General features: G+C 59.5%; 23 protein-coding genes. 12 read left to right on the plus strand and 11 right to left on the minus strand.

The genetic code is table 11. The annotated features are described in order from the left end of the window. Both B2V17_RS16040 and B2V17_RS16045 read left to right on the plus strand, forming a co-directional pair. Nucleotides 1-413, plus strand: a 413-nt coding sequence (locus B2V17_RS16040; protein WP_292999464.1) for a c-type cytochrome, incomplete at its 5' end; no start/stop codon positions are given. 327 nt (nucleotides 414-740) lie between these two features. Beyond that, nucleotides 741-1,091 carry a hypothetical protein gene (locus tag B2V17_RS16045; protein ID WP_292999466.1) on the plus strand — a complete coding sequence of 117 codons (351 nt, stop codon included), beginning with the start codon at nucleotides 741-743 and terminating at the stop codon, nucleotides 1,089-1,091. Between the two features lie 566 nt (nucleotides 1,092-1,657). On the opposite strand, the gene B2V17_RS16050 is transcribed toward B2V17_RS16045, so the two are convergent. Further along, entirely contained in the window at nucleotides 1,658-1,789 is a 132-nt protein-coding gene (locus B2V17_RS16050) for a hypothetical protein (protein ID WP_292999468.1), read from the minus strand. Between the two features lie 330 nt (nucleotides 1,790-2,119). Between B2V17_RS16050 and B2V17_RS16055 the strand changes: the two genes are divergently transcribed. Both B2V17_RS16055 and B2V17_RS16060 read left to right on the plus strand, forming a co-directional pair. Beyond that, nucleotides 2,120-4,450 (plus strand): glycosyltransferase family 4 protein, encoded by a 2,331-nt coding sequence (locus B2V17_RS16055; protein WP_292999470.1) that lies wholly within the window; start codon nucleotides 2,120-2,122, stop codon nucleotides 4,448-4,450. 149 nt (nucleotides 4,451-4,599) lie between these two features. After that, nucleotides 4,600-5,838: a glycoside hydrolase family 130 protein gene (locus tag B2V17_RS16060; protein ID WP_292999638.1), complete on the plus strand. Its 1,239-nt coding sequence runs from the start codon at nucleotides 4,600-4,602 to the stop codon at nucleotides 5,836-5,838. A gap of 390 nt (nucleotides 5,839-6,228) precedes the next feature. Here B2V17_RS16060 and B2V17_RS16065 read toward each other — a convergent pair whose 3' ends face one another. From B2V17_RS16065 to gnd, 3 genes are all read right to left on the minus strand, one after another. Beyond that, the gene (locus tag B2V17_RS16065) at nucleotides 6,229-6,789 is read right to left on the minus strand and encodes an SRPBCC family protein (RefSeq protein WP_324475744.1); all 561 of its coding nucleotides are present in this window, start codon (nucleotides 6,787-6,789) and stop codon (nucleotides 6,229-6,231) included. Nucleotides 6,790-7,387: 598 nt separating this feature from the next. Beyond that, nucleotides 7,388-8,200, minus strand: coding sequence for an LOG family protein (locus B2V17_RS16070; RefSeq protein ID WP_292999474.1), 813 nt, complete (start codon nucleotides 8,198-8,200; stop codon nucleotides 7,388-7,390). Next, nucleotides 8,197-9,228 carry a phosphogluconate dehydrogenase (NAD(+)-dependent, decarboxylating) gene (gene gnd, locus B2V17_RS16075; RefSeq protein ID WP_292999476.1) on the minus strand — a complete coding sequence of 344 codons (1,032 nt, stop codon included), beginning with the start codon at nucleotides 9,226-9,228 and terminating at the stop codon, nucleotides 8,197-8,199. Before gnd ends, B2V17_RS16070 begins: the two co-directional genes overlap by 4 nt. Nucleotides 9,229-9,520: 292 nt before the next feature. Between gnd and B2V17_RS16080 the strand changes: the two genes are divergently transcribed. The 5 genes from B2V17_RS16080 (at nucleotide 9,521) to B2V17_RS16100 (ending at nucleotide 15,100) form a co-directional block, all read left to right on the plus strand. Beyond that, nucleotides 9,521-10,966 (plus strand): MBL fold metallo-hydrolase RNA specificity domain-containing protein, encoded by a 1,446-nt coding sequence (locus tag B2V17_RS16080; protein WP_292999640.1) that lies wholly within the window; start codon nucleotides 9,521-9,523, stop codon nucleotides 10,964-10,966. Nucleotides 10,967-11,075: 109 nt separating this feature from the next. Further along, nucleotides 11,076-11,435, plus strand: a complete 360-nt coding sequence (locus B2V17_RS16085; RefSeq protein ID WP_324475748.1) for a hypothetical protein — start codon at nucleotides 11,076-11,078, stop codon at nucleotides 11,433-11,435. Nucleotides 11,436-11,625: 190 nt separating this feature from the next. Next, a complete protein-coding gene (locus tag B2V17_RS16090) occupies nucleotides 11,626-12,039 on the plus strand; it encodes a MerR family transcriptional regulator (protein ID WP_292999480.1) in 414 nt (137 codons plus the stop codon). Nucleotides 12,040-12,515: 476 nt separating this feature from the next. Further along, the gene (locus B2V17_RS16095) at nucleotides 12,516-14,375 is read left to right on the plus strand and encodes a 2Fe-2S iron-sulfur cluster-binding protein (protein WP_292999482.1); all 1,860 of its coding nucleotides are present in this window, start codon (nucleotides 12,516-12,518) and stop codon (nucleotides 14,373-14,375) included. Continuing rightward, nucleotides 14,375-15,100: a hypothetical protein gene (locus B2V17_RS16100; RefSeq protein ID WP_292999484.1), complete on the plus strand. Its 726-nt coding sequence runs from the start codon at nucleotides 14,375-14,377 to the stop codon at nucleotides 15,098-15,100. The genes B2V17_RS16095 and B2V17_RS16100 overlap by 1 nt, the downstream gene beginning before the upstream one ends. A 215-nt stretch (nucleotides 15,101-15,315) precedes the next feature. Here B2V17_RS16100 and B2V17_RS16545 read toward each other — a convergent pair whose 3' ends face one another. Next, complete coding sequence (locus tag B2V17_RS16545) at nucleotides 15,316-15,438, minus strand: hypothetical protein (protein ID WP_349679984.1); 123 nt, start codon at nucleotides 15,436-15,438, stop codon at nucleotides 15,316-15,318. 367 nt (nucleotides 15,439-15,805) lie between these two features. Between B2V17_RS16545 and B2V17_RS16110 the strand changes: the two genes are divergently transcribed. Beyond that, nucleotides 15,806-16,243 carry a DUF1622 domain-containing protein gene (locus tag B2V17_RS16110; protein WP_292999486.1) on the plus strand — a complete coding sequence of 146 codons (438 nt, stop codon included), beginning with the start codon at nucleotides 15,806-15,808 and terminating at the stop codon, nucleotides 16,241-16,243. Nucleotides 16,244-16,323: 80 nt separating this feature from the next. Here B2V17_RS16110 and B2V17_RS16115 read toward each other — a convergent pair whose 3' ends face one another. After that, a complete protein-coding gene (locus B2V17_RS16115) occupies nucleotides 16,324-16,530 on the minus strand; it encodes a hypothetical protein (RefSeq protein WP_292999488.1) in 207 nt (68 codons plus the stop codon). Nucleotides 16,531-16,813: 283 nt separating this feature from the next. Between B2V17_RS16115 and B2V17_RS16120 the strand changes: the two genes are divergently transcribed. Both B2V17_RS16120 and B2V17_RS16125 read left to right on the plus strand, forming a co-directional pair. Beyond that, entirely contained in the window at nucleotides 16,814-17,266 is a 453-nt protein-coding gene (locus B2V17_RS16120) for a hypothetical protein (RefSeq protein ID WP_292999490.1), read from the plus strand. Nucleotides 17,267-17,354: 88 nt separating this feature from the next. Continuing rightward, a complete protein-coding gene (locus B2V17_RS16125; RefSeq protein ID WP_292999492.1) occupies nucleotides 17,355-18,587 on the plus strand; it encodes an MFS transporter in 1,233 nt (410 codons plus the stop codon). 14 nt (nucleotides 18,588-18,601) lie between these two features. On the opposite strand, the gene B2V17_RS16130 is transcribed toward B2V17_RS16125, so the two are convergent. The 5 genes from B2V17_RS16130 to B2V17_RS16150 form a co-directional block, all read right to left on the minus strand. Continuing rightward, entirely contained in the window at nucleotides 18,602-19,048 is a 447-nt protein-coding gene (locus B2V17_RS16130) for a response regulator (RefSeq protein ID WP_292999494.1), read from the minus strand. A gap of 99 nt (nucleotides 19,049-19,147) precedes the next feature. Continuing rightward, nucleotides 19,148-19,756, minus strand: a complete 609-nt coding sequence (locus tag B2V17_RS16135) for a response regulator transcription factor (protein WP_292999496.1) — start codon at nucleotides 19,754-19,756, stop codon at nucleotides 19,148-19,150. Next, the gene (locus B2V17_RS16140; protein ID WP_292999498.1) at nucleotides 19,746-21,287 is read right to left on the minus strand and encodes a PAS domain-containing sensor histidine kinase; all 1,542 of its coding nucleotides are present in this window, start codon (nucleotides 21,285-21,287) and stop codon (nucleotides 19,746-19,748) included. Before B2V17_RS16140 ends, B2V17_RS16135 begins: the two co-directional genes overlap by 11 nt. 419 nt (nucleotides 21,288-21,706) lie before the next feature. After that, the gene (locus tag B2V17_RS16145; protein ID WP_324475759.1) at nucleotides 21,707-22,135 is read right to left on the minus strand and encodes a DUF411 domain-containing protein; all 429 of its coding nucleotides are present in this window, start codon (nucleotides 22,133-22,135) and stop codon (nucleotides 21,707-21,709) included. An 11-nt stretch (nucleotides 22,136-22,146) separates the two neighbouring features. Further along, on the minus strand, nucleotides 22,147-22,887 hold the full coding sequence (locus B2V17_RS16150; RefSeq protein ID WP_292999500.1) for a PepSY domain-containing protein: 741 nt from the start codon (nucleotides 22,885-22,887) through the stop codon (nucleotides 22,147-22,149). Nucleotides 22,888-22,893: the final 6 nt, after the last annotated feature.

Below are 22,893 nucleotides of genomic sequence, written 5' to 3' on the forward strand. Positions count from 1 at the left end.
CCAAACCGGCAGCAGGCCACATGGCTCGCTTTTTGAATTTGCTCGCGACGGCCGCAGTCTCGTCGGTCGGCGCCAGCATGATTTTCACGGCCCCTGCTCCAGCCGCTGCGCCAGACGCGGGTGAGGCGGTATTCAAGACCCAATGCGCAAGTTGCCACAGCGTGGCGGCCAGAGGAGGCCCCATAACAGGTCCTCGACTGTCGGGAGTTGTCGGGCGCCGCGCTGGCACTTTGCCAGGCTTTGCCTATTCGCCAGCCATGAAAAATTCAGGGGTCACATGGACGCCAGAACAGCTCAAACGCTTTCTCGCCAACCCTGCCCAAAGCATGAGGGGAAACAGAATGCCCTATGCCGGCCTTCGTGATCCCAGGAAGCTTGACGACTTGGTGGCCTGGTTGGGCAAGCAAAAATGAGACCGCCGACCAGTTGATCTCGGCGCCAACCAAACCACCAGCAGGCCCGCGAACCTCTGCGTGTAGTCGGCGACGTAGGAGAAATCTTGTCACCAAACACGCACTACCATGTGCATTCTACGTATTGTGACGGTTCCGCGAACACTAGCAAATGGGCGCGGCTAGAAGCGACATTTGCTGGCTCACGCCACTCAATTTTGCTGCTTCTGGGAATGTAATTTCGGCCGATTGGCAGAAGCTCGGTCCTATCCGGGAACTCGCAGGAGGAATGATCAACTCGCTGCATGGCAATAAGCCAGCGGCTCCAGTCAAAAGGACAGATTTGCCATGAAGAAGTTTTTTGCGCCCCTGCTCATCGGAGCCGCATTGCTTGCGGCAACGCCGGTCATTGCCCAAGGTGTCGATCACACTTGGTTTATGCGCGGTCATGTTGTCGCAATGGAATCGGCAGGCCCGGTTGTTTGCATCGGCAGGGCTGATGGCGCTCAGCCTGGACAGGTTCTCGATGTGTACAGGGTGGAGTACCGACACAAGCACAAGTCGAACTTGCCGAGTTACAATCGCGTCAAGGTTGGATCGATCACGATTACCGAGGTCATCGACGACCACTTCGCGCGTGCGCAGGTGACCGATGGCAAGCTCAAGAAGCACGATATCGTCGAGCTTCGCAAGGATTGATAAGATGGCGGGGCAGTCCTGATTGGGCGGCTCCGCCACCAGTTTTGTTGCAGCGATTGCGGCCAGTCGGCGCCGTTTCCACCGGAAAACGGAATGGCGAAGTCATCTTGGTCCTCAGCGCAGAATAATGATTGTAAGTCTAGGGCGGTTTGAACTTCATCCTCGATCAAACAAGACTACGAGACCCAATCCATCCTGGGAAAGTCGCCCGTGAGGGTCCCTGCGGGGTGGATGGCCAAGGATGTTGAGCGCAGATCCGGCGGCACTGTGCTGGCTAAGGCAATTGGGACATGCCCGATCTGCGCCGGAACGGGTAATCCACTTGGGCCTGGTACCAATGAAGCTTCCTCGCACATTACGTATACCCGTCTAGATCGAAAGACTTCATTCCAAGTCTAGGCCATCTCGAGTGGCAACGCTTCGAAGGTCAGTCGAGAATCGAGGAATGGAGTCCTATGATGATGCCAAAAACTGCTGTCTATCTCGCACTTTTCGGCGTTCTCGTTTCCGGGGCCGGGCTTGCCTTGGCCGACGAAATGCCGCCGGACATGAAGGCTGTCGCTGCATCAAAGCCCCAGCCCAACGCCGGTCACGACCCAGGCAGTCATGCCCGGTTGCATGGCATGACTGGTGGCGTTCGAGAAACGCGCGATCGCCGGATGCAAGGACACCGGATGGGGATGCACGCCATGCAGCATTCCGGGATGGCCCCTGAAGCCGGCAAGCCGATGCAAACCGGTCGAGGCTGCTGAGTCCGCAAAGCATCAAGTCCGCGGTCAGATCGCGGCAAGAGCAGTAAGCACTGGAACAAGGCTCACGGAAAAATCTGGAGCCACAGGCCCGCCGCCCTTGCCCCCCGGCGGCGGGCCCTTTTCCAGAACGAGCCAGTCATTTCGGCACTCTGTCCTGATGCCGCAACCCAGGCGATGTCGAGAACCACGGCACCTGCCTTTTCGCCTTCCACAGATAATCGTTGTCCCAAGCACGATCCATGATCGCCAAGACGGAGCAGAAAGCCTGAAGTAGCCATGCAAAGCACCAAGACCCCTTCCGCATTGACGCAAATCGCGCTCGTTGGGACGTGCGTTCCAAGGGAATGCGGCATTGCGACGTTCACAAGCGACTTGCGCAGTGCCCTTCTCCGGGAGGCTACCGGAATTTCCTGCAGCACTGTCGCGATCACCGATAGCGGCAGCTATCCTTATCCCAATTTTGTTCCGTTGGAGATCGACGCAGCCCGCCCCGCCTCATATGCAGTTGCAGCCGACTTCCTGAATGTTTCAGATGTCGACGTCGTGTCGTTGCAGCACGAATTCGGAATATTTGGCGGCGAAGCCGGAAGCCATATTCTCGAACTCTTGCGACGGCTCCGCGCGCCGGTTGTGACAACCCTTCATACCGTCCTGACGACGCCGGACGATGCCCAACGCCGTGTCATGGATGAGATCGTCATGCGCTCGGCGCGCCTCGTGGTCATGGCTGAAAAGGGGCGGCAGATCCTGCAGGACATCTATGATGTCCCCCCTGAGCGCATTGCCCTGGTGCCACATGGTGCACCGGATCGGGCTTTCGTCGATCCCGCGATGGCCAAGCACGATCTCCGGCTTGCGGATCGAACCTTGCTCATGACATTCGGCCTGCTCGGGCCTGGCAAGGGTATCGAGTCGGCAATAAGGGCAATGCCCGATCTGGTCCGGCAGCATCCCAACATTCTCTATTTCGTCGTCGGCGCGACGCACCCAACGCTCCGGCATCACGAAGGCGAGCGTTACCGTGAAGGTCTCGTCGCGCTTGCCCATGAACTGGGCGTCGCCGAACATGTTCGCTTCATCGACCGGTTTCTTGCGCTCGAGGACCTGCTTCAATATCTTTCTGCTTGCGACATCTACCTCTCGCCATATCCAAACGAGGCCCAGATCGCATCGGGAACGCTCGCCTACGCCGTTTCCCTTGGCAAAGCAGTTGTCTCGACGCCCTTCTGGTATGCCCAGGAGCTTCTTGCCGATAAGTGCGGACTGCTTGTGCCGTTCGGCGCACCGGACAAGTTGGCGGGGGCGGTCAGCGAGTTGATAACCAATGACCCTCTGCGCAGCGAGGTTCGAACGAACGCCTATGCTCGAGGCCGGGGGATGACCTGGTCGAACGTGGCGCACCAGTACCTTCGGGTTTTCTCCGAAGTGAGGTTGGAACGGCCACGTTCGAGTGCTGAGATTGTCCCGCTGGTCCCCTTCGGATCGAAGGACCGGGAGCTTCCTCCGCTGGCTATGGCGCGGATTGCAGAGCTGACCGACACGGTTGGTGTCATGCAGCATGCCCAATTCTCCGTCCCCGATCGCAAACACGGCTATTGCCTTGACGACAATGCCCGTGCGCTGCTGCTCATGACCGAGATCGCGCGGCTTCGCCCGCTTTCGCCCGAGGAAAAGCGCCATACGCTCGCATACGCTGCGTTTGTCGAGCACGCTTGGTCCTCCGCCCAAGGACGGGTCCATAATTTCATGGGGTTCAATCGCGAGTGGCTCGATCCACCTGGCGCCGATGATGCGCATGGCCGAGCGGTATGGGCCCTCGGCACGCTTGCCCACTGCAAGGAGTTGGGTCATCTCGCTGACTGGGCGGCTGCGCGGTTGCTGGAGTTCGCGCCGCCCTTGACCGAACTCATCTCACCGCGCGCCTGGGCCTATGGTCTTCTGGGGATCGATAGATTCCTAGCCCGGTTCCCCGGCCACCTCGGCTTCGAACGTTTGAGAAGCGAGCTTTGTGATCGGCTCCACCGACGCTGGCTCGATACGGCAGCACCGGGCTGGAACTGGTTCGAGGATCGGCTCGGCTACGACAACGCAAGGCTTTGTGAAGCCCTGCTGGTGAGTGGCCATGCACAGTCCAATTCCGAACAGGTAAGAGCAGGGTTGGAAACGCTTCGATGGCTGTCGAAGCACCAGACTGCCGATGCCGGACATTTCCGGCCGGTCGGGACCGACACTTTCGGAGTCGACCGCCTCTATCCACAACCGTTTGACCAGCAGCCGTTGGAGGCTTCCGCGACCGTCAATGCATGCCTTGCCGCCGCCAGCATTACCGCCGATCTTTCGTGGCGGCAGGAAGCGCGGCGCGCTTTCGATTGGTTTACCGGAGACAACGATCTGCACATCGCTGTCGCGGAAAGTGACACCGGCGCATGCTTTGACGGCCTTCACCCCGACCGGCGCAATGCGAATCAGGGCGCTGAATCGACCCTGTCCTATCTCTCCGCGCTGACGGCCATGCTGCTCGTCGAGGAACAGCAAAGCCTTTCGCTGCAGAGCGCAGATGTCTCGCAATGCACGAGTTCGCCAAGGCTTGGTGCAAGGTCTGCATGATTGGCGAGGCAACGCCGACCTTTGAGGCCTGGGACCAAGTGCGCCATGTGTCGCGATATTGATTTGGCTTTTTTCGTCAGGAGGGCAAAGTGTCAAAGGCCGAATTTGTAACCCGCTTGCCTGTCATCCTTCGGCCCGATCCCGCTCGAATGGTGATCCGGCCTTACACCCCTTCGGATCCGCAGAGATTTGAAGTCGCCGACCATTCGCGCGCGCAGCGCATCGCCGACCGCGTACTCGCACTCGACGAATTATCGCTCCAGGACGAGCTGCAACGACTCCTGCTCGCCTTTTCAAGTCGCCATCGCGACGTAGAAATGGTCTTTCTACGCAGGTTCGAAGAGGTCAACGGGCTGATGATCTGTCCGTGCAAGGTAAGCCGTGACCGCGCGCTTCTGATCGGCTCCTATTTCTGCAACGAATACACCTATGAGGCGGCGGCATTGTTCAACCCGAGCATTGTACCCCACCCGAACCAATCGGGTGTACCGGCGGACTCCACTCGCTTCGTTCTCTCATTGCGGGGAGTTGGTGAGGGGCACATTTCCTCGGTGACATTTCGCACAGGCGTGTGCAATTCCGCCGGAGCGGTCTCGATCGACCCGCCAAGTCCGAGACCAATTGTGCTGCAGACCGAGATCATCGATTGCGACGGCACGTCAGAAGCAGGCGTCCGGATGTTCTGCGACGGGAGCCATGATCTATCGGAGATAGTCATCTTCCCAACGACGCCCAGCCAGCGCAATGGAATAGAGGATGTGCGGCTCGTTCGTTTTCAGGAGGAGAACGGGACGGTCACCTACTTCGGAACCTATACCGCCTTCAGTGGTCAAGCCATTCGCCAGGAGCTCTTCCGGACACCGGATTTCCGAACCTTCGATCTGCTGCCGCTTCGTGGCGACGCGACCGATAGCAAAGGCATGGCCCTTTTTCCGCGGCGCATCGACGGGAAATTCGCCATGATCGGCCGGCAGGACAACGAGAATATCTGGCTCCTGGTCTCGGACGACGTTTATGAATGGAACGGTGGAGTCAAAATCGTGCGGCCGCGCTGGCCCTGGGAATTCGTCCAGATCGGCAATTGCGGCTCGCCGATCGAAATCGACGAGGGCTGGCTGCTCATTACCCACGGTGTCGGATCGGCGCGCAATTACTGTATTGGCGCCTGCCTCCTCGACCGAAACGATCCTTCCAAATTGCTCGGCCGCGTCACGCAGCCCTTGTTGCGGCCAGACGCAGACGAACGGGACGGGTACGTTCCCAATGTGATGTACAGCTGTGGTGCGATGGTTCACGGGAGAACCTTGGTGATGCCTTATGCTGTTGCCGACAGTTACACTCGTTTTGCCACCATGTCGGTGGATCGGCTGCTTGCAGTAATGGCATAAGCGTGCCGCGATATGAGGCAGGAGGCCGAGCCAGTTGACAATGAACTCTCTTGCTCGTCCATTGGTCCCCAAAAGGCATATCCGCAAAAGGAGCACCCTGAACGGTGAACCGATTTGCCGTGCGGATTTTCTATGCGGCCCCTGCTTGGAGCGCCCGGTTGGATAGTGTCTGCGCCAAATATCGCCGCTTTCGATGAACTGCGGGCAAATGGAGCGCAAGATGGGCTTGAGCACTCGTCGCGACCAGGATGAGATGAAGGGCTGCGGCGTGAATCCCGTCAACTCATCGCACCGGGGCTGCATGGAAATCCTGAATTGGGCGCGTTGAAAACAACAGGGGCGGCGCGGGAGCACTTGGTATTCGATGAGGAACCCTGCCGCAGTGACCAGTCAATCGGCAAACCCGAGTGCCGCGTCGTTCGCCATCCTTTTGACGCACCAGCGCGCATAGAAGCGCGCCGCAATCAGACCCACCAAGCGCCAGGGCCAAGCCGGCAGATCGTATTCGATGAAGACCCTGAGTCGCGAGCCAATGCCCTCAGGGGCTATGTCGAACCCCATTCGATAGGCGCCGATCACCAGCAACCGCGGGGTTCCCTCGGTTTGCCAGACCTTGCGGCGAGGAGGATCCCGCTCGATGATGGTCTCGCTCATCTCTAACGCTAGGCCGAGTACTTTGCCACTCATCCCGATCCTTGAGCCAAGCATCCGTCCTCGGCCATTATCGAACCTAAAGCTCATCGAACTGCCAGCCATCACCGCCGAGGACTGCATCATGTGCGACGCCAGTCGTTCGTGATCGTCGAGGTGTTCGAACAGCGCCATAGGGTCGGCGTTAACATCGACACTGACAGCTTTTCTGTGCCGGTATGCCCGCTGTCGCCATGGATCGGGTTGCCTGGAACCGGGCAGAGCCCGGCCGTTGCCCTTTTCAATCTTGCAGCACTCCATGGCGACTTCCTAACTCATCGCAGCAAACAGGCTGGCGCGAGAGGGTTTGAGGCACCATCCGTAAACGCCACACTTGCCGGAGCAACGAATTGCAGCTGCACGCCTCCTGGGGCTTCAGCAGCAGCCGCCGGATTTCATCGGCATCGCGGTCGGCGATGGCGACGGTGACGGCGTTGATGCAGGCGGGGGGGGCATCTTGTGCGCAGCCGGTTTGTGCGTGGAGCGTTGCCGATGAGGAGCCGGGTGCTTTGGCTTCGGCTTAGGTTTCACCTTCTGTTTTGGAGCGGGCATATCTTTCATGCCGGGTGGCATCTCATCTGCCATAGCTGGGCTGATGCCCGTTGCCAGGAGCCCAATCGCTGCAATGATTATTGATGTCTTGCGCATTCGGTCTTTCCTTTTTCTGACTGCCGCTGCTCGGCCAATCTCGCCTTCCTGATGACGACGGCAATCGGCCGACGGAATACGTAGATTGCGAAATGGCGCCTCGTCTTGTGTGCTTCTGCAGTCACGATCAGCCTTCAGCCGCTACAGGGTTCAGCGGCAATCGGCAGTCAGAATGGTCGCAAGTCCGCAATACGATCGAGCGAGGCCAAACTCAGTCGGAGGCGACCGGAACGAGGCCTTGGGCAAGGAGATACTGCCAAAGATCGTCCGAAGTATCGGCATACGAGAACAAGTCGCGATCAGCGCTGTCGATCATGCCGGTCTCGCAAAAGACATCGAGGTTGATCGCCTTTTGCCAGTAGGTCCGGTCGAACAGCACAATGGGCACCTTTGGCGCTTTCCCGGTTTGCCGAAGCGTCAGGATCTCGAACATCTCGTCCATGGTCCCGAAGCCGCCCGGAAATACGACCAGGGCGCTGGCTCGCATCGCAAGGTGCATCTTGCGAATTGCAAAGTAGTGAAACCGGAATGTCAGCTCAGGGGTTGTGTACGGGTTGGGCACCTGCTCGCGCGGGAGCGTAATGTTGAACCCGATCGTCGGCGCACAGACATCGTGAGCGCCGCGATTGGCTGCTTCCATGATCCCTGGGCCTCCTCCGGTAGCAATGACGTTCACCCGTTCGCCACCGTTGCTTGAAAGAGCGCCACCTTGTTCGGATGCCAATCTGCCGAACTTGCGTGCCTCATCATACCAGAAGCCGCCCCGTCCCGTTTGTCCGGCCCGAACACGCGCACTGCCAAAGACCACAATGGTCGACATGACGCCCCAATTGCGCAGGGCTTCCTCGACTTTTTCGTACTCGAGCAGGAAGCGCACACCGCGCATCGAATCCCCGAGGATGAAATCCTGATCCAGCGCCGCCAACCTGTAGGAGGGCAAATCCGCCGCCCGCGAATTCGGGAAGCAATGCTCGCACGGATGCGGGGCCAAGGCGCTGCAATAAGGCTCGTCATCGGCCGTCATCGGTGCGCTCCTGTTTGGGCGACACCTAGGCGGTCAGCACCTAACGAAGATGCCGGGATCGCTTCTCGATGCCCTCCGAATTCTTCGCGCATTGCCGACAAAAGCTTGTCCCCGAACGTGTGCTCGTGGCGGGACCTGAAACGCGCATTCAATGCAGCTGCCAAGACATTGGCCGGGACACCCTGTTTGATGGCAGCCGACACCGCCCAGCGTCCTTCACCGGAATCGTCTACCTGACCTTCGAGGTGCTGCAACGAACCATCCTTTGCCAAGGCATCTGCAATCAGATCGAGCAGCCATGAGGACACAACGCTGCCCCGCCGCCAGGTTTCCGCAATATCCGCCAGGTTGAGTTGGAACTGATCGCCACCTCGATCTGTCAGACCAGAAGCATTTCTCAGGATATCAAAGCCTTCGGCAAATGCCTGCATCATCCCGTACTCGATGGCGTTGTGCACCATCTTGACGAAGTGCCCTGCGCCATGCGGTCCGGCGTGAACGTAACCCTGCTCGGGTCGCTGGTCGCCAGCTTGACGCGCCAGTGTTCTGGAGGCGGAATCGACCCCGGGTGCCAGCGATTTGAACAACGGATCGAGATAGGCCACAGTCTCCGGCGATCCCCCGATCATAAGCGAGTAGCCTCGCTCAAGGCCCCAGATCCCGCCGCTTGTTCCTGCATCGACATAGGCGATCTTGCGTTCCGCCAGTTGTGCAGCCCGGCGGACGTCATCTTCCCAGAAGGTGTTGCCACCATCAATGATGATGTCGCCCGGGCTCAGAAGCAGCGACAAGGAATGGATCGCCGTCTCTGTTGCATCGCCAGCGGGCAGCATCACCCAGACGGCACGCGGTCGCGCTAGCGCGGCAACAAGTCCAGGCAGGTCCTGCGCAGTTGCAACGCCGGCTGCGGCGAGTTTGCTTGCCTGAAGCGGGTCGTGGTCAAAAGCCACGCAGACATGCCCTCCGGCCATAAGCCTGAGCGCGATGTTGCCGCCCATGCGGCCCAGTCCGACAATTCCGATTTGCATGGTGTAAGTTCCCCTCGCTGTCCCAATCGGCTTTGGCGCGAACCAGCAAGACGCAGTCTGGATCTCCACGCAGTCCGCAGAGTTGATCTAACTGCGGGGCCGCGCGGTGCTGCGCCATATGTAAAGTTCACATCCCGACCGATCGTTGGGTGATTTGTTGCTGCGACCATTACGTATGGTCTTCGTTCGGCAACGCCGGCCAAGTGGATGCAGGAATCCACAAGAGCGGGAGGCGATGTCCATGCATGGGCACAAGCGGCGACATTCGAGGGACAAAACCCGCGCACGTTCTCTGCCAGCCACAGAGCCGCAGGCACGGCTTGAGGTGGAGCCTCGTCCAGCTGGCCAGGGTCTCGCGATCGGTTTTCTTGGTGCCAGCGGTACGGTGACTGGATCCCGTTACCTCCTTGAAGATGATTCCACCCGGATCCTGGTTGACTGCGGACTGTTCCAGGGTGGGCGCGAGCTCAGAAATCTCAATTGGGCACCGCCGCCAGCGGAGCTGAATGGCGTCGAGACCATCCTGCTCACGCACGCGCATCTTGATCACTCCGGAGCCATTCCGCGCCTGGTGCGAAGCGGATGGAATGGTCGGGTCATTGCCACGCGAGCCACAGCCGAGCTCTGCGAGCTGCTGCTACCCGACAGCGGCCACTTGCAGGAGAAGGACGCCCAGTTTGCCAACCGGCGGGGGTACTCTCGGCATCAACCCGCATTGCCATTGTATACGCAGAATGATGCCCTGATTGCGTTGGAGCGCTTCGAGGGTGTCGATTTCGACGAGTCGGTGGAGGTCGCGCCGGGCATATCTGCACGCTTCCACCGCGTTGGTCATATCCTCGGCGCGGCAGCGATCGAGATCGACTGGAAGGGCACCAAGATCCTCTTCTCGGGCGACTTGGGTCGTTACGGCGATGCGGTCATGTTGGACCCTTCTCCCCCAACTGAAGCGGACTACCTGATCGTCGAGTCCACCTATGGCAATCGCGAGCACGATGCGCGCCCCCCCGAGCAGGCTTTGGGAGAAAGTATCGAGCGTTGTGTAGCGCGCGGGGGAACGGTTGTGATTCCGGCCTTCGCAGTCGGCCGGGCGCAATCGTTGCTTTATCACCTCTCCCTTCTCAAGAAGGCCGGTCGTCTGCAGGGCGTGCCCGTCTATCTTGACAGTCCGATGGCGATCGATGCCAGCGAGATCATGTGCGCGAACTCAAGGGACCATCGATTGTCTCATGAGCAATGCAAGGCAGCCTGCGCGGTTGCTCACTATGTTCGCGATGCCGAGGAATCCAAAGCACTTACCGCTGACGCAAATCCAAAGATCATCATTTCGGCAAGCGGCATGGCGACCGGTGGGCGGGTGCTCCATCACCTCAGGCAATTCGCCCCGGACGCCAGGAACCTGGTGCTGTTTGCCGGTTTCCAGGCAGCAGGCACCCGGGGTGCCGCGCTCGTCGCTGGTGCCACATCGATCAAAATCTACGGGGAAGTGGTTCCGGTGCTGGCCGAGGTGATCAATCTCTCGATGCTGTCGGCACACGCCGATTGCAACGAGATCATGCGCTGGCTTTCAGGGATGAAGCACGCGCCACGCATGACGTTTGTGACCCATGGCGAAGCCACTGCCTCGACAAGTCTGGTCGCGAGAATCTCCCGCGAGCTGGGTTGGGAATGCACCGCTCCACGGTTGGGGAGCTGGGGTGATCTCGCCGCCAGCATAGAACTCAAGTCGCTAATGTGACCATTACGTATTTAGAGCAATGCCCCGGGTCCTTACTCCAAGGTTCGAAGAATGCTTCTTCCCCTTGAGGCCTGGGGACGGTCTCTAAAATGTCGCGAAGGAGTCAAGCATGCTCAAGAAGTCCCTGATGGCCGCAATTGTCGGTATTTCGATGCTTGGTGCAACGCCGGTCCTGTCGCAGGGAGTCGGTCACACCTGGTTCATGCGCGGAAACATCGTCAAGGTCGATTCCACCGGCACCGTTGTCTGCATCGGCAAGGCCGACGGCGCCGAAGTCGGGCAGACGCTCAAAGTTTACCGGATCGTGCGTCATCCCGGCCCTCGCAAGAGCGCGGGTCCGGATTTCCATCGCCAGGAGGTCGGCGAGGTTCGCATCGACCATGTCTTCGACGACCATTTTGCGCACGTGACGGTTACCAAAGGCAGGCCGGCGCGGAACGATATCGTTGAACTGCAGCGCAACCACTGATGGCCGGCAGTACGTCGCTCGATGCCTGACATGATCGCTGTCGGCCACTCCGTTTGGAGTGGCCGACTCGATTGGCCATTGGCCATCGGACACGTCGCTCAGGAAGACTTTGCAGATGAAGATCAGTTCGAGACGGGAGCCGCATCCGCAGAAGTTGCAATGTTCCACCAGTTGATTGGGAAAGGGTGCCATGGCGAACTTCAAGATCGGAGAACTTGCAGCCGCAGCGGGCGTCGGTCGGGACACAATCCGCTATTACGAACGCCTCGGCCTGCTGCAGGCAGCGGCACGCAATGCAGCCGGCTACCGGATCTATGGGATCGACACACTCGAACGCCTTCAATTCATTCGCTCAGTGCAGGAATTGGGTTTCAGCCTCGAGCAAACCCGCGAGTTGATCGAGGCGTCGAATCTGAAACCAACACGACTAATTGCGCTTCTTGGTATCGTCAGATCGAAGCTCGATACTGCCAAGAGCAATATCGATCGCCTTCTTCAGGTCGAACGTGTCTTGGCCAACTTGTCCAAAAAGCCAGCGGCATCAAGTCCTCTGCCCCTGTGGACCTGTCTTCGCGACGAAAACTTTGGAGAGCGTGCCGTTTAGTTACCCTGCGTCAAATTTTGTCAAAACCAACGAGCAAGAAAGGATCGACCAATGAACTACCAAAATCGCAAGGCGCTGTCGTTGACGAGCACCAGTCTGGCAATCGTCGGCATTCTCGCGTTGTCAGCATGCGACAACAAGGAAACCACTCCGGCAGCGACTCCGAGCAATTCGGCAAGCGCTGCTGCATCTGCATCCGATAATCCAGCCGCGGCAGCGAGCGCATCAGGCGCCGCCGAGGAAATGCACAACCGGATGGAGGACGATCAGCGTCAGAGAATGGATCACGACAACATGCGGAAGGGCCCTGGAATGAACCATCCCGCTTCCCCGGCCCCAAGTCCCCAGCCGACCGGCGCCAATAGTTCGATGCCGGCCGGCGGGATGCCAGACATGTGAGTGGCCGCCGAGGTTCTAACATGCCCCGGTGGGATAGTCGATGTTCTGTAGCCCTGCTCACTGCGTGTGTGCTGGCAATGCCGGTACACGCGCAGCAAGCCGACGAGCATAGCGCGCATCATCCAGCCGGTGCCGAGTCGGCGGCAGTGCCTCCGCCTGCTGCCACCGCTGGCGTGCTGGCGGCTCCCCAGCCAGCCGCCAGCGCCGATATGTCATCCATGATGCAAAGTATGATGGGCGGCGAGAGTGAACACGGTGAGAAGAACCGCCGTGGTCCGTTTTTTACGCAATTACTTGATTTTCCATCGCTTTCCAACGAGGAGAAGCAGGCGCTTGATCGAAAGGCAAACGAGCGCATCGCCGACGGTCTGGCGCTTATCGATGCCGGAAACGCTGCGGCTATGCATGCGCCGACGCCGCAGGCGCGGCTCGATGCCGCAAGACAATTGCGGGAAGGCCTTGATCTTCTGAAAGGCGGCGCGGCTGCGCAGGCAGCGCTTCAGGACGAGGGCCAGGCACCGGTCGCGGCTCAGGCCTGGTTTCGCGAAGAGCTGGGGATTGCGACACCGACACACGACGCCGGCCGGCAATTGTTCGGCGTATCGCCTTCGCACCTTTTGCTCATGCTGGTCCTTGCTTTGGTCAGCGCCAGCCTGATGGTGCTCCAAATGCTCCGGTTTCGCCGCGTCAGGACGCTTGTCGGAACGACGAAAATCCCAAGCAGACCTAGTGTGGACACTGCTGGATCCGCCCTTCCCAAGGCGCTTGAGCAACCAGCCGCGTCGTCAGCCTCACCAGCGCTGGAGCCTGGGTTAAAAACTGTAGCAGTGCCTGCGGCCTCCCGGCGGCCTTCGAAGCGATGGTCTGGCCAACTCAAGGTCGTCCAGATCGTCCGCGAGACTCCGACGGTCCAGACTTTCCGGTTGGCTGACCCCGGGACGGATCGACTGCCGTTCGACTTTCTGCCCGGTCAGTTCTTGCAAGTCGAGGTGACGCCGGAATCCGGAAAGACGGCGCGAAGATCTTACACGATCGCCTCGTCGCCGACGCAACGGGCCTATGTCGAACTGACAGTCAAACGCGAAGAGCAAGGCGCCGTTTCCAAATACCTCCACGATCAACTTACGGTTGGCGATCTGCTCAAGGTGGCGGGTCCCTTCGGCGAGTTTACCTTCACGGGCACCGACGCTGAAAGCATTGTCCTGATCGCTGGGGGAGTAGGCATCACCCCGATGATGTCGGTGCTGCGCTATTTGACTGACATCGCTTGGCCGGGGCAGATCTTCTTCCTTTACGGCGCTCGATCAACCGAGGAATTTGTCTTTCGTGACGAGCTGGAGCGGCTCGAACGGCGTTACAGCAATCTTCACATCATGGCCGCGATGCAGCGGTCTGCCGGCACCGTCTGGCTCGGACCAGAAGGGCCAATCACGAAGGAATTGCTGGGCTCCGCCGTTCCGGACATCGCCAAGCGCCGGGTCCACCTTTGCGGTCCGCCCGGCATGATGGCCGCTATGCGCGCGCAGCTGGCCGAGCTTGGTGTGCCCGAGGCGCAGTTGCATACCGAGGCATTCGGGCCAGCCTCCCTGCCTGCCGATGCAGCGCAGCTCGAAATCAAGGAAGCGCCTGCGGATGCCGCCGCGAAGCGCGCTGGATCGAAGTCGAAAGTGGCTCAGACCACGGTGACCTTCTCGATTTCCGGGGTATCGGCGGCACTGCCAGCGGATGAGACCTTATTGGAAGCTGCAGAACAAGCCGGTGTGGAAATACCCTATGCGTGCAGGGTTGGCGCATGTGGCGTGTGTGTCACGAAGCTGCTCTCCGGAGAGGTCACGATGGACGTTGAGACCGGTCTCGCTCCGGAGGACAAGCAGAAAGGCTATGTTCTGGCCTGTCAGGCCAAGAGCACAGGCCAGCCGCTGGTGGTAGAAGCCTGATGCGCGAGCGTGGCGACATCCTGGTCGGCCTCATGGTCGCGTTCATTCTTCTTTTCCCCCTTGGATATCTGATCCACGTCTCTCCTCGATTTCCGGGTAGCCTGGCTGGCGGGATCACCGGCATCGTGGCCGCCGTGTTGATGATACTGACTTTGCCCTATGTGTTGGTCAAGCACCTCAAATGGGCCGCCAATGCCAGTACGCACCTTGTCAGCAAGCCGACACTTCTCGCAGTCCACATATACGCGGGCGTACTGGCATCGATCCTCGGTCTCATACATGCGGCGCATACCCTGGAGAGTCCTGCGGGGCTCGTCCTGACCGGCTCACTCCTGCTGACCGTGTTGAGCGGCTACATTGGCCGCTATCTTCTCGGTCAGCTGGCAAAGGCACTGCGCGGACGGAAGTCCGAACTTGCTTCCCTTCAGGCCGCCTTCCTGGGTCTGGACGCCTCATCCCCGGCAGAGGCCGAAGCGCCTCCGTTGCGCAACTGGCTAAGGTTCTTGTTCGTTTCCGGAGAGCCACCCGCAGAAGCCGCCGCCAGCGACGAGCAATCACTCGCTGCGGCAATGGCGGACACCGAGTTCGCCGTGCGGGCGGAAACCGCGACCGATGCGCTGTTCAGGATGTGGAGATGGTTCCACATTGTGCTCGGCTGCGTCATCTACGGAGTGCTGGCAGTCCACATCGGTGCCGCCATTTATTTCGGATTGCGCTGGCTATGACCCTTGCGCGATTCCTCTACGTTCTCTTCATGATCGCCGCTGCGACGCTCCTCCTGGGCCTGCCGGTCGCGTTGCGTACGGATATACCATCCGAAGCAGGGATCATGGAGCGATTTGTTGCTCCGGGCCCTCTCTCCACTGCCCATCGTTCATTGGCCGGGAAATGTGCCAGCTGTCATACCCCCGTGAAAGGCGTGGAAGCAAAAACATGCCTGTCATGCCACACCGGTACCGATTTCGGAGACAAGCAATCGACTGTGTTTCACGCTCAGGCCGCCGAATGCAGTTCTTGCCATGTCGAGCATCAGGGCGATCGGGGGATTGTCAACATCAACCATGCCGCCTTGCTCGATCCAAAGGTCTGGCGACAGACGCCCCCGCGAGCACCGTCCAGCAAGCCAGGGCCGATGTCCGAAACGGCACTCAATTGTTCGAGCTGCCATTCGGTCAGAGACAAGCACTTGGGCCTGTTCGGTACCGATTGTGCGACCTGTCACAGTACAAACTCCTGGAAAATCGGTGACTATCGACACCCTTCGACCAACTCCACCCAGTGCGTGGAATGCCACAAGGCCCCGCCCAGCCACTTCATGGAGCACTTCAGCATGGTGTCGCAGCGCGCTGCCCGTAGTAAGGCCCGTGTCGATCAGTGCTATGCCTGTCACACGACGGACAGCTTCAACAACATTCGAAACCGGGGCTGGTATGATCACCATTAATGCGCCTTGGCTCAGCCAGTTCTTCCATCTGGCCGTCGTCGTGCTGGATGTAACCGGCACCCTGGCGATCCTGATCGGCGCGGCATATGCCGGCTGGGAATTTGCCCGAGCCTTCCCGCGAGGCGATCGGCCACAAGCCTACGTCGCCTTTCGCTCGACCCTTGGACGCAGCATTCTCCTCGGCCTCGAATTCCTGGTCGCCGGCGACATCGTCAAGTCCCTCGTAATTAATCCGACGATCGCTGATCTGGTCGTGCTGGCGGGCCTCGTGCTGGTGCGCACGTTTCTCAGCATTTCACTGGGCGTTGAGATCAACGGGCATTGGCCGTGGCAGGACACCGTCATGGCGCGGCAGAAGTCGATTTCTGCGTTATCGGACGGCAAGTCCGACGAAACCAAACGTCTTGGAAAACATCGAGAGTAATCAGGTATGGAGACAAAAATGATGGAACGAAGAGCCGTATTGACGAGTGGCACCGCCTTTCTCGCCGCGGGAGCTGCAAGTCAGGCAATGGCGAGCGACCGTTCGACCCACAGCATGGCGAAGGCGATGCCTATGAAGGACTGCATCGAGCTTTGCACGGCATCGCATGTGATGTGTCTGGAGACGGCGAACCATGTTGCCAGCACGGTCCGCTCGGCTGCCTCGGCCCAATTGATCGCTCTACTCAACGATTGTGCGGAGATCTGCCAGTCGACGGCGAATTCCATGATCAGAAGTTCGGCGCTTCACCCCATTCTTTGCCGCGCCTGTGCCGAAGCCTGCGAGAGATGCGCCCGCGAATGTGAACGGCAAAGCGGGGACCAGCAGCTGGCTGTTTGTGCTGCCGCGTGCAGGCGGTGCGCGTCGAGCTGCCGCGAAATGGGGGCGATGGGCGACTGAACGCCCCGTCTTCGCACAATACGTATATCCGAAGATGCCGCATGATTGCATCTCGCTCCCGAGAAATGCCGGACAATCGTGCGTGGTTCTGCAACTCGCAGGAGATGTGAAATGACCAGAAATCAAAAATACGCTGCCGTTCTCGCGCTTCTTGCTGGCACAGTCGGCGTGGGCTACGTGCTGGCGGACGAAGCTCCGGCGGATTTGAAGGTTGTTGAAGCCCCGAAACCTGCGGTCCCTGCCTCACCGGCACCCGCGCCAACTTCTGGCACTGAAGACCGTGCCCACATGGACGGCATGAAGCACGGTGCGCAAGAGATGCACGGCGAAATGATGCAGGACCACCAGATGGGAATGCAGAACATGCCGCAGCAGGACATGGGCGGGATGGCGCCGCAAGGCGGCTCCGCCGCCATGCCGATGCAGCCGGGCAAGGATTGTTGCGCCGGCAAGGGCATGAAGCCCGCAGCCAAGCCCAAGCCCAAGCCGATGCCATCGGCTGACAAGCCCATGCCGATGCCTTCGCCGGACAAGCCAATGCCAATGCCGATGGAGGACATGTAGGTTCTGGCTCAATGAATTTAGCAACTTTGCGGCCCGCGCGCGGCGATGAAGCGGCCGAGCATGGGTTTCTGGTCAGTCTGAAGATGTCGTGGCGACTGATGGTCTTGTGCCTATATTCAACACCAACGTAGGCAAGCAACTGATCGCAGTAACGGCGCTACAACGCTCAACAACCGTCCGCATCATGCCGGCGATGCTGGCGATCGCGGCCGCTGCTGCGGCACAAACCGCCTTTCTGCCGTTGCTTTCTGGCTTGGTTGAAGCTCCCGGAACGCCCCAGCCAGGCAGTCACCAAGTCCATCTCGCCGTTTTGGGCGCGATCTTTCCACTTGGCGGGATGCTCACGGCGCCCTTGTGGGGCGCGCTATCCGATCGTGGCAACTTACGCGCGATCCTGGTCATCGCGGTCGCCACGCTTGCTACGACAACGGCGCTTACGGGTGCGACTTCGCTTAATGCTTTGTACCTGTTGCGCATATTCGCGGGTATAGCGTTCGGAGCTGTGGTTCCCCTCTGCCTGCTTGTCGGAAAACAGGCCGCTCTCGACTCCAAAGTGCGGGCTCGCCAGTTCACGATGTTGACTGCATCCCTCTTTCTTGGCGATTTCGCTGGCCCGTTGCTTGCTGAAGCATCCGCGCGCATTTCGCCGCAGCTGCCGCTCCTGTCATTAGGGATTGCTGTCGCCGGCGTTGCCTTCGCACTCGCATTGGCCCCCGCGCCGAATATTCACTGGCAAGTCGAGCCTGCGCTTGTGACTGGCCGCCAAGATTCAAGAATACTGGTGCTGACGTTATTGGGCCTGACAATTGTCGGCACCGGCGGCTTGTCCGCAGTCCACCTTAGCCTGGTAATGCATCATCCCGAGGCATTACCAGGCCGCGAGCAGATCGCGTGGATGCTTAGCCTTTGCGGGCTTGCCATGTTGGCGGCGCAAGCCTTCCACGCCAAGCTTGGGTGGCTGGAAACCAAACCGGCTCGTTTAGCCGGAGGCATGTTGCTTCTGCTCGGAGTCGCACTCTCGCTCTTCCCTCTCGCCCAGTCGAAGCCGATGATTGCCGCCACCGTCTTTACCGCTGGCTGGAGCGCCGCTTCCTTGCGCCTCATCGCCAGTTTCTGGATCAGCGCACCTCGTGGCGACGCAGGCCTGCGCCTTGGCATCCAGCACGGTGTTGCGAGCGTCGGTCAGGTTTCTGTGCCTTTGGCGATGGCATTATCGCCCAGCGAATGGCATCGAACGGTGCTCTGGACCACAAGCCTCATTTGCCTCGTCTTGTTACCCGCAGTGTATTTGGTCTGGCGAAGGACGGCGCTCCTAACCTGATCCGCCCCGCCTTCCTAGCAACCGCAGTCTGGGACGATGTCGCCTGACTCAACACAATCTCCAGCCTTGGCGCATCCGCACAAGCGGGACAGCGCCTCGAGAATGGGCCCGCGAATGAACGGTTTCTGGATGACCTGCGCGTAGCCGCAGGCATGAGCCCGCGACTCCAGACCTTTGGTACAAGATGCGGTTATGAGGATCGCGGAACCGTTCCAACCCCTGGCTCTGATAGCAGTAAGGAGGCTCAGCCCATCGAGGTCCGGCATGCTGTAGTCGGCAATCATGCAGTCGGCCGACAGAGCACCGGGATCGGCTAGCAAGGCCGAAGCCGAGGTGTAGCTATGCGGTTCATAGCCTTTCGCATGCAGCAAGAGCTGCAACGACCGGCGTACGCTGGCCTCGTCGTCGGTGACGAGGACCTTGTACCGCTTTTCGCCAGATTCGCTCAGACTTGTGGACATGGACCCTGATGCTGAAATTCGAGAGTTAGCCTCCCGCAGAAATCACAGGTATGACGGAAAGCGTCTTTACGTAAATATCGCAGATAGTCCGGTCCCGCGCTATAGGCCTGCCGCAAAAGCTATCCGAAGCAAGTCGGACAGACTGTGCACATCCAGTTTGTGCATCAGACTTGCGCGGTGAACCTCGACGGTTCGTGACGAGCACCCCAAATCATAGGCAATTGTCTTGTTCGGATAGCCTTTGGCTAGACCCACTAGGATCTCGCGTTCGCGCGGAGTGAGGGCCGCTATCCGCGTACGTGCCTCGCGCTCTTCCAGTTCGCGGTTGTCGCTCCGTTCTAGCCGCGTGAATGCTCGCTCGAGTGCCGCAAGAAGAGCTGCCTTTTCGAACGGCTTTTCGAGGAACTCGACTGCTCCGGCCTTCATCGCCTGCACGGCAACGGTTACGTCTCCATGCCCCGTAAGAACTATGACCGGCATATCGATGCCGCAGTCTGCCATGGCGGACTGAACCTGCAAGCCGTCCATTTCAGGCATGCGGACATCGAGCAGGACACACCCTTTCGGCTCAGCCTTGGCCCGTTTCAGAAATTCGGTTCCCGAATGGTATGGCAGCACCTTGTAGCCTGCGCGCGACAGCACAAATCCGGCTGACTTGCGAATGGCTTCTTCGTCATCGACGAGGTGAACGATGCGACTATCCCCCATCTAATTCCTCCGCGGAAGCATGAATCAAGGTGAAATGAAACCGGGTGCCGCCGTTCTCCGGATACTCGGCCCAGATACTCCCGCCATGAGCCTCGACGATCGTCCGGCAAATCGACAGACCCAACCCCATCCCGTCTTGCTTGCTGCTGACAAATGCCTCGAACAGGCGTGGCCGGATTTCTGAAGCGATACCCGAACCGGTGTCCTGTACGACGACCTCTACGAACCCATCGGACCGGAGCCTGGTTTCGATCGACAAATCCCGGATTTGCGCCGTCCGCATGGCGTCGATCGCGTTTCGCATGAGATTGACAAGAACCTGCTGGATCTGGACGCGGTCCACTAGCACCGGCGTTGCCCTAGGATCGAAGGTGAACAATGGACGGACGCCGCGTTCTCTCGCACCAGCCAGCGCCAGACGCCCGGCATCCTCAATCAGGCCTGGTAGTTCTTCGAGGCGCTTATCAACCTCACCTCGTGAGACGAATTCACGCAACCTGCGGACGATGTCGCCCGCCCGGAACGTCTCGTGCGCAGCCTCTGTCAGTGCTTCGCGCATGATCGTTGCGGGTTCGTCCGTCGCCGCGACAAGCATATCGCGCACCTCCTCCAGGTAGTTTGCGACTGCTGTCAAAGGCTGGTTAAGTTCGTGGGCAAGGGTAGAGGCCATTGTGCCCATGGCGCTGAGTCGCGAGACGTGAACCAGTTCCGCTTGCAGCTCCTTGAGCTGCAGCTCGTCTTGTTCTTTCGCGGTCAGATCGCGGATGAAGCCTGTAAATATCCGTTCGCCATCCTTGCCTGCTTCACCGACCGAAAGTTCGAGCGGAAACGTTGTTCCATTGCTGCGTTGACCGGTCACCACCCTGCCAATCCCGATGATCCGCTTCTCACCGGTCGTGCAGTAGTGCTTGAGATAGTCGTCGTGGCGTTCGCGATCCGGAGATGGCATGAGGCGCGAAACGTTCGCCCCGATCAGTTCTTTCTCCTCATAGCCGAACAATCGTTCAGCAGCGGCACTGAAGGAAGAAATCCGGCCACGTTCATCGATCACGATCATGGCATCAGGAACGGTCGCCAGGATCGAGTTCAGGTGCTGTTCGCGCGCCTCCATTGCCGCGCGGATCGCGGCTTCCTCGGTGACGTCGCGAACGATGCAAAAATAGCCCAGCAATCGACCTTGATTATGAAGGGCTGCAATGGAAAGATGGGCCAGATACTCCATACCTGATTGGCGAACGCGCCAGCCGTTGCGTTCAAACGAGGGGCCGCGCCGAGCGGCATCCAAGTCTGCCGCGGGCTGACCAGAGGCTATTTCGTCGGGTGCGTAAAAGATCTCGTGATTCTGGCCCTTAACATCGGCCAGGCTCCAGTGTTCAGCACCCCCTTCATCGTCGCTGAGCGCTAGGATTCTGCCAACGTCATCGAGCAGGATAAAGATATGTCCCGGCGCGCTCTGGAAGGCGAGGCAGGCCAGCCGGGATAGTTCCGGTTGGTCGGCAAACGCGTCGGGTATGTGCCGATCGTCCGTCATTTCGATATGGACTCGCAGTCGGTTCTACAGCAGAATCTGACCGTGCCGTGGAGAAGCAATGGTCGTTTAGTCATGGGGTGCATGGCGAATGGCTTCCACCTGTTCACGCCTTCGGGCCGTCACATCGGAATACGCACCCTGCGGCTCCACCCCTCACATTTTTGGATTTCGAGCCTGGCTTCCGGAAATTGCGGCAAATGCCAAACTGTCCGGCCAGCATTACGAGCGCCGATGGCACATCGGCGCTCGTTGGACCCAAGCCAAACGGCCCCGCCCATGGCCATCCGCAATCTTGCTGGTGGCCTCTCTGAGAAATCAGTCAAGTTCGGACGGCGGCCCCGGGGGGTGGGCCGTCATATGCAGCTGGTTTGGAGCCACGATTGCAATTGCTGCCGGACCGGATTCAAATCCAATCGCGGTCAATGCCGGGCATAGATTCTCGGACCTGCCGCTCCGACAGAATAAACCTCGAAGCGCTGGGATGGCTGCCCTGCCACTTCCATCCCGGGCGAACCGAGTGGCATGCCGCCAACCGCAAGGCCTGTTACTCCCCTTGGCCTGGCTGCGAGCGCGCGCCTGATATCTTCAACGGGAACATGACCCTCGAAGGCCATTCCGTCGATGAGCGCGGTGTGACAGGAACGAAGATGAGGTGGGATCCCGAACCTTGCCTGAAGCGCCGAGCGGTTGGACTCGTCAACCACTCGCATGGTCTTCCCCAGCCCCTTGCGCACTTGCGCCGCCCACTTCTCGCAACAGCCGCATCCCGGATCCCGGTGCATGATTGCTGCAGTCGATGCCATTGCGGGCGATCCCGCCAGCAGCAGTGCCAAAACAATTTTGCGCATAAACGTTTCCCTTAGCTCAAAGTTGGGTTCGAGGCCGGTTTCGGCCTTTTTCGTCGAAGCGGCCAGCGCATGAACAGCAGAACCGAACCAGCAATCCCCATCGCTAGCCCGCCGATGGCGAAAGCCAGAAGCCACCAGCTGTTGAAATCCTCGTGGTTCTTCCAGTCCATGATGTGGAGCCCCCAGAAGAAGTCATAAAGCCGCCAAGTTTCGGTCCGAACGGCTGAAATCTTGCCGCTATCTGCCGCCACGAAAACACTGGTCTGATCCAGGTCGGAGAATGCAATTTGCCAAGCCGGAAGTTGCCCCCGGTAGTCTGAGCTTTCTGCAGTGATAAGCGTCGCAGTCGATGAGGGCTTTGTCGCACTCTTCCAGGCATCGCGCGCAATCTGCGTCGCGGTTCGCGCATCGATCGAGTCCCTGATCCCGCCGGTCGCAGCGTCGAACAGCAGTGTTCCTCGCTTCGTCGTCACTTCAGCAACAGGGTGATCGCCAAGCATCCGCCAGGTAATCGTTTCGACCGGCGCCCCGGCCTGCGCGATTATCTTGCCCGGAGCGACCATGGCGGCGTCTGCCGGAACCGCTTTGAAAGCCGCCCGATCGACCAGATGCTCGCCGCGCACCTTTTCGATCGGGAGGAAGCTCATCAACGCCCCGCTCGCAAACCAGATCAGCAATTGCGCACTGATGATCAGCGACAGCCATTTGTGAACCTTGCTTGCCCCGATATGGAGACGACGCATCGAACGCATCGTTTT

Source organism: Novosphingobium sp. UBA6272 (genome assembly GCF_002440635.1).
Classification (GTDB): domain Bacteria; phylum Pseudomonadota; class Alphaproteobacteria; order Sphingomonadales; family Sphingomonadaceae; genus Novosphingobium.

Bases quoted from the DNA above. Each gene is read 5' to 3' on its own strand.
- B2V17_RS16045 (WP_292999466.1), top strand. From the start codon at position 741: ATGAAGAAGTTTTTTGCGCCCCTGCTCATCGGAGCCGCATTGCTTGCG.
- B2V17_RS16050 (WP_292999468.1), bottom strand. From the start codon at position 1,789: ATGCTGCATGGCGTGCATCCCCATCCGGTGTCCTTGCATCCGGCGATC.
- B2V17_RS16055 (WP_292999470.1), top strand. From the start codon at position 2,120: ATGCAAAGCACCAAGACCCCTTCCGCATTGACGCAAATCGCGCTCGTT.
- B2V17_RS16060 (WP_292999638.1), top strand. From the start codon at position 4,600: ATGGTGATCCGGCCTTACACCCCTTCGGATCCGCAGAGATTTGAAGTC.
- B2V17_RS16065 (WP_324475744.1), bottom strand. From the start codon at position 6,789: ATGGAGTGCTGCAAGATTGAAAAGGGCAACGGCCGGGCTCTGCCCGGT.
- B2V17_RS16070 (WP_292999474.1), bottom strand. From the start codon at position 8,200: ATGACGGCCGATGACGAGCCTTATTGCAGCGCCTTGGCCCCGCATCCG.
- gnd (WP_292999476.1), bottom strand. From the start codon at position 9,228: ATGCAAATCGGAATTGTCGGACTGGGCCGCATGGGCGGCAACATCGCG.
- B2V17_RS16085 (WP_324475748.1), top strand. From the start codon at position 11,076: ATGCTCAAGAAGTCCCTGATGGCCGCAATTGTCGGTATTTCGATGCTT.
- B2V17_RS16090 (WP_292999480.1), top strand. From the start codon at position 11,626: ATGGCGAACTTCAAGATCGGAGAACTTGCAGCCGCAGCGGGCGTCGGT.
- B2V17_RS16095 (WP_292999482.1), top strand. From the start codon at position 12,516: ATGCCGGTACACGCGCAGCAAGCCGACGAGCATAGCGCGCATCATCCA.
- B2V17_RS16100 (WP_292999484.1), top strand. From the start codon at position 14,375: ATGCGCGAGCGTGGCGACATCCTGGTCGGCCTCATGGTCGCGTTCATT.
- B2V17_RS16545 (WP_349679984.1), bottom strand. From the start codon at position 15,438: ATGGTTGATGTTGACAATCCCCCGATCGCCCTGATGCTCGACATGGCA.
- B2V17_RS16110 (WP_292999486.1), top strand. From the start codon at position 15,806: ATGATCACCATTAATGCGCCTTGGCTCAGCCAGTTCTTCCATCTGGCC.
- B2V17_RS16115 (WP_292999488.1), bottom strand. From the start codon at position 16,530: ATGGAATTCGCCGTCGACTGGCAGATCTCCGCACAATCGTTGAGTAGA.
- B2V17_RS16120 (WP_292999490.1), top strand. From the start codon at position 16,814: ATGACCAGAAATCAAAAATACGCTGCCGTTCTCGCGCTTCTTGCTGGC.
- B2V17_RS16130 (WP_292999494.1), bottom strand. From the start codon at position 19,048: ATGTCCACAAGTCTGAGCGAATCTGGCGAAAAGCGGTACAAGGTCCTC.
- B2V17_RS16135 (WP_292999496.1), bottom strand. From the start codon at position 19,756: ATGGGGGATAGTCGCATCGTTCACCTCGTCGATGACGAAGAAGCCATT.
- B2V17_RS16140 (WP_292999498.1), bottom strand. From the start codon at position 21,287: ATGACGGACGATCGGCACATACCCGACGCGTTTGCCGACCAACCGGAA.
- B2V17_RS16145 (WP_324475759.1), bottom strand. From the start codon at position 22,135: ATGCGCAAAATTGTTTTGGCACTGCTGCTGGCGGGATCGCCCGCAATG.
- B2V17_RS16150 (WP_292999500.1), bottom strand. From the start codon at position 22,887: ATGCGTTCGATGCGTCGTCTCCATATCGGGGCAAGCAAGGTTCACAAA.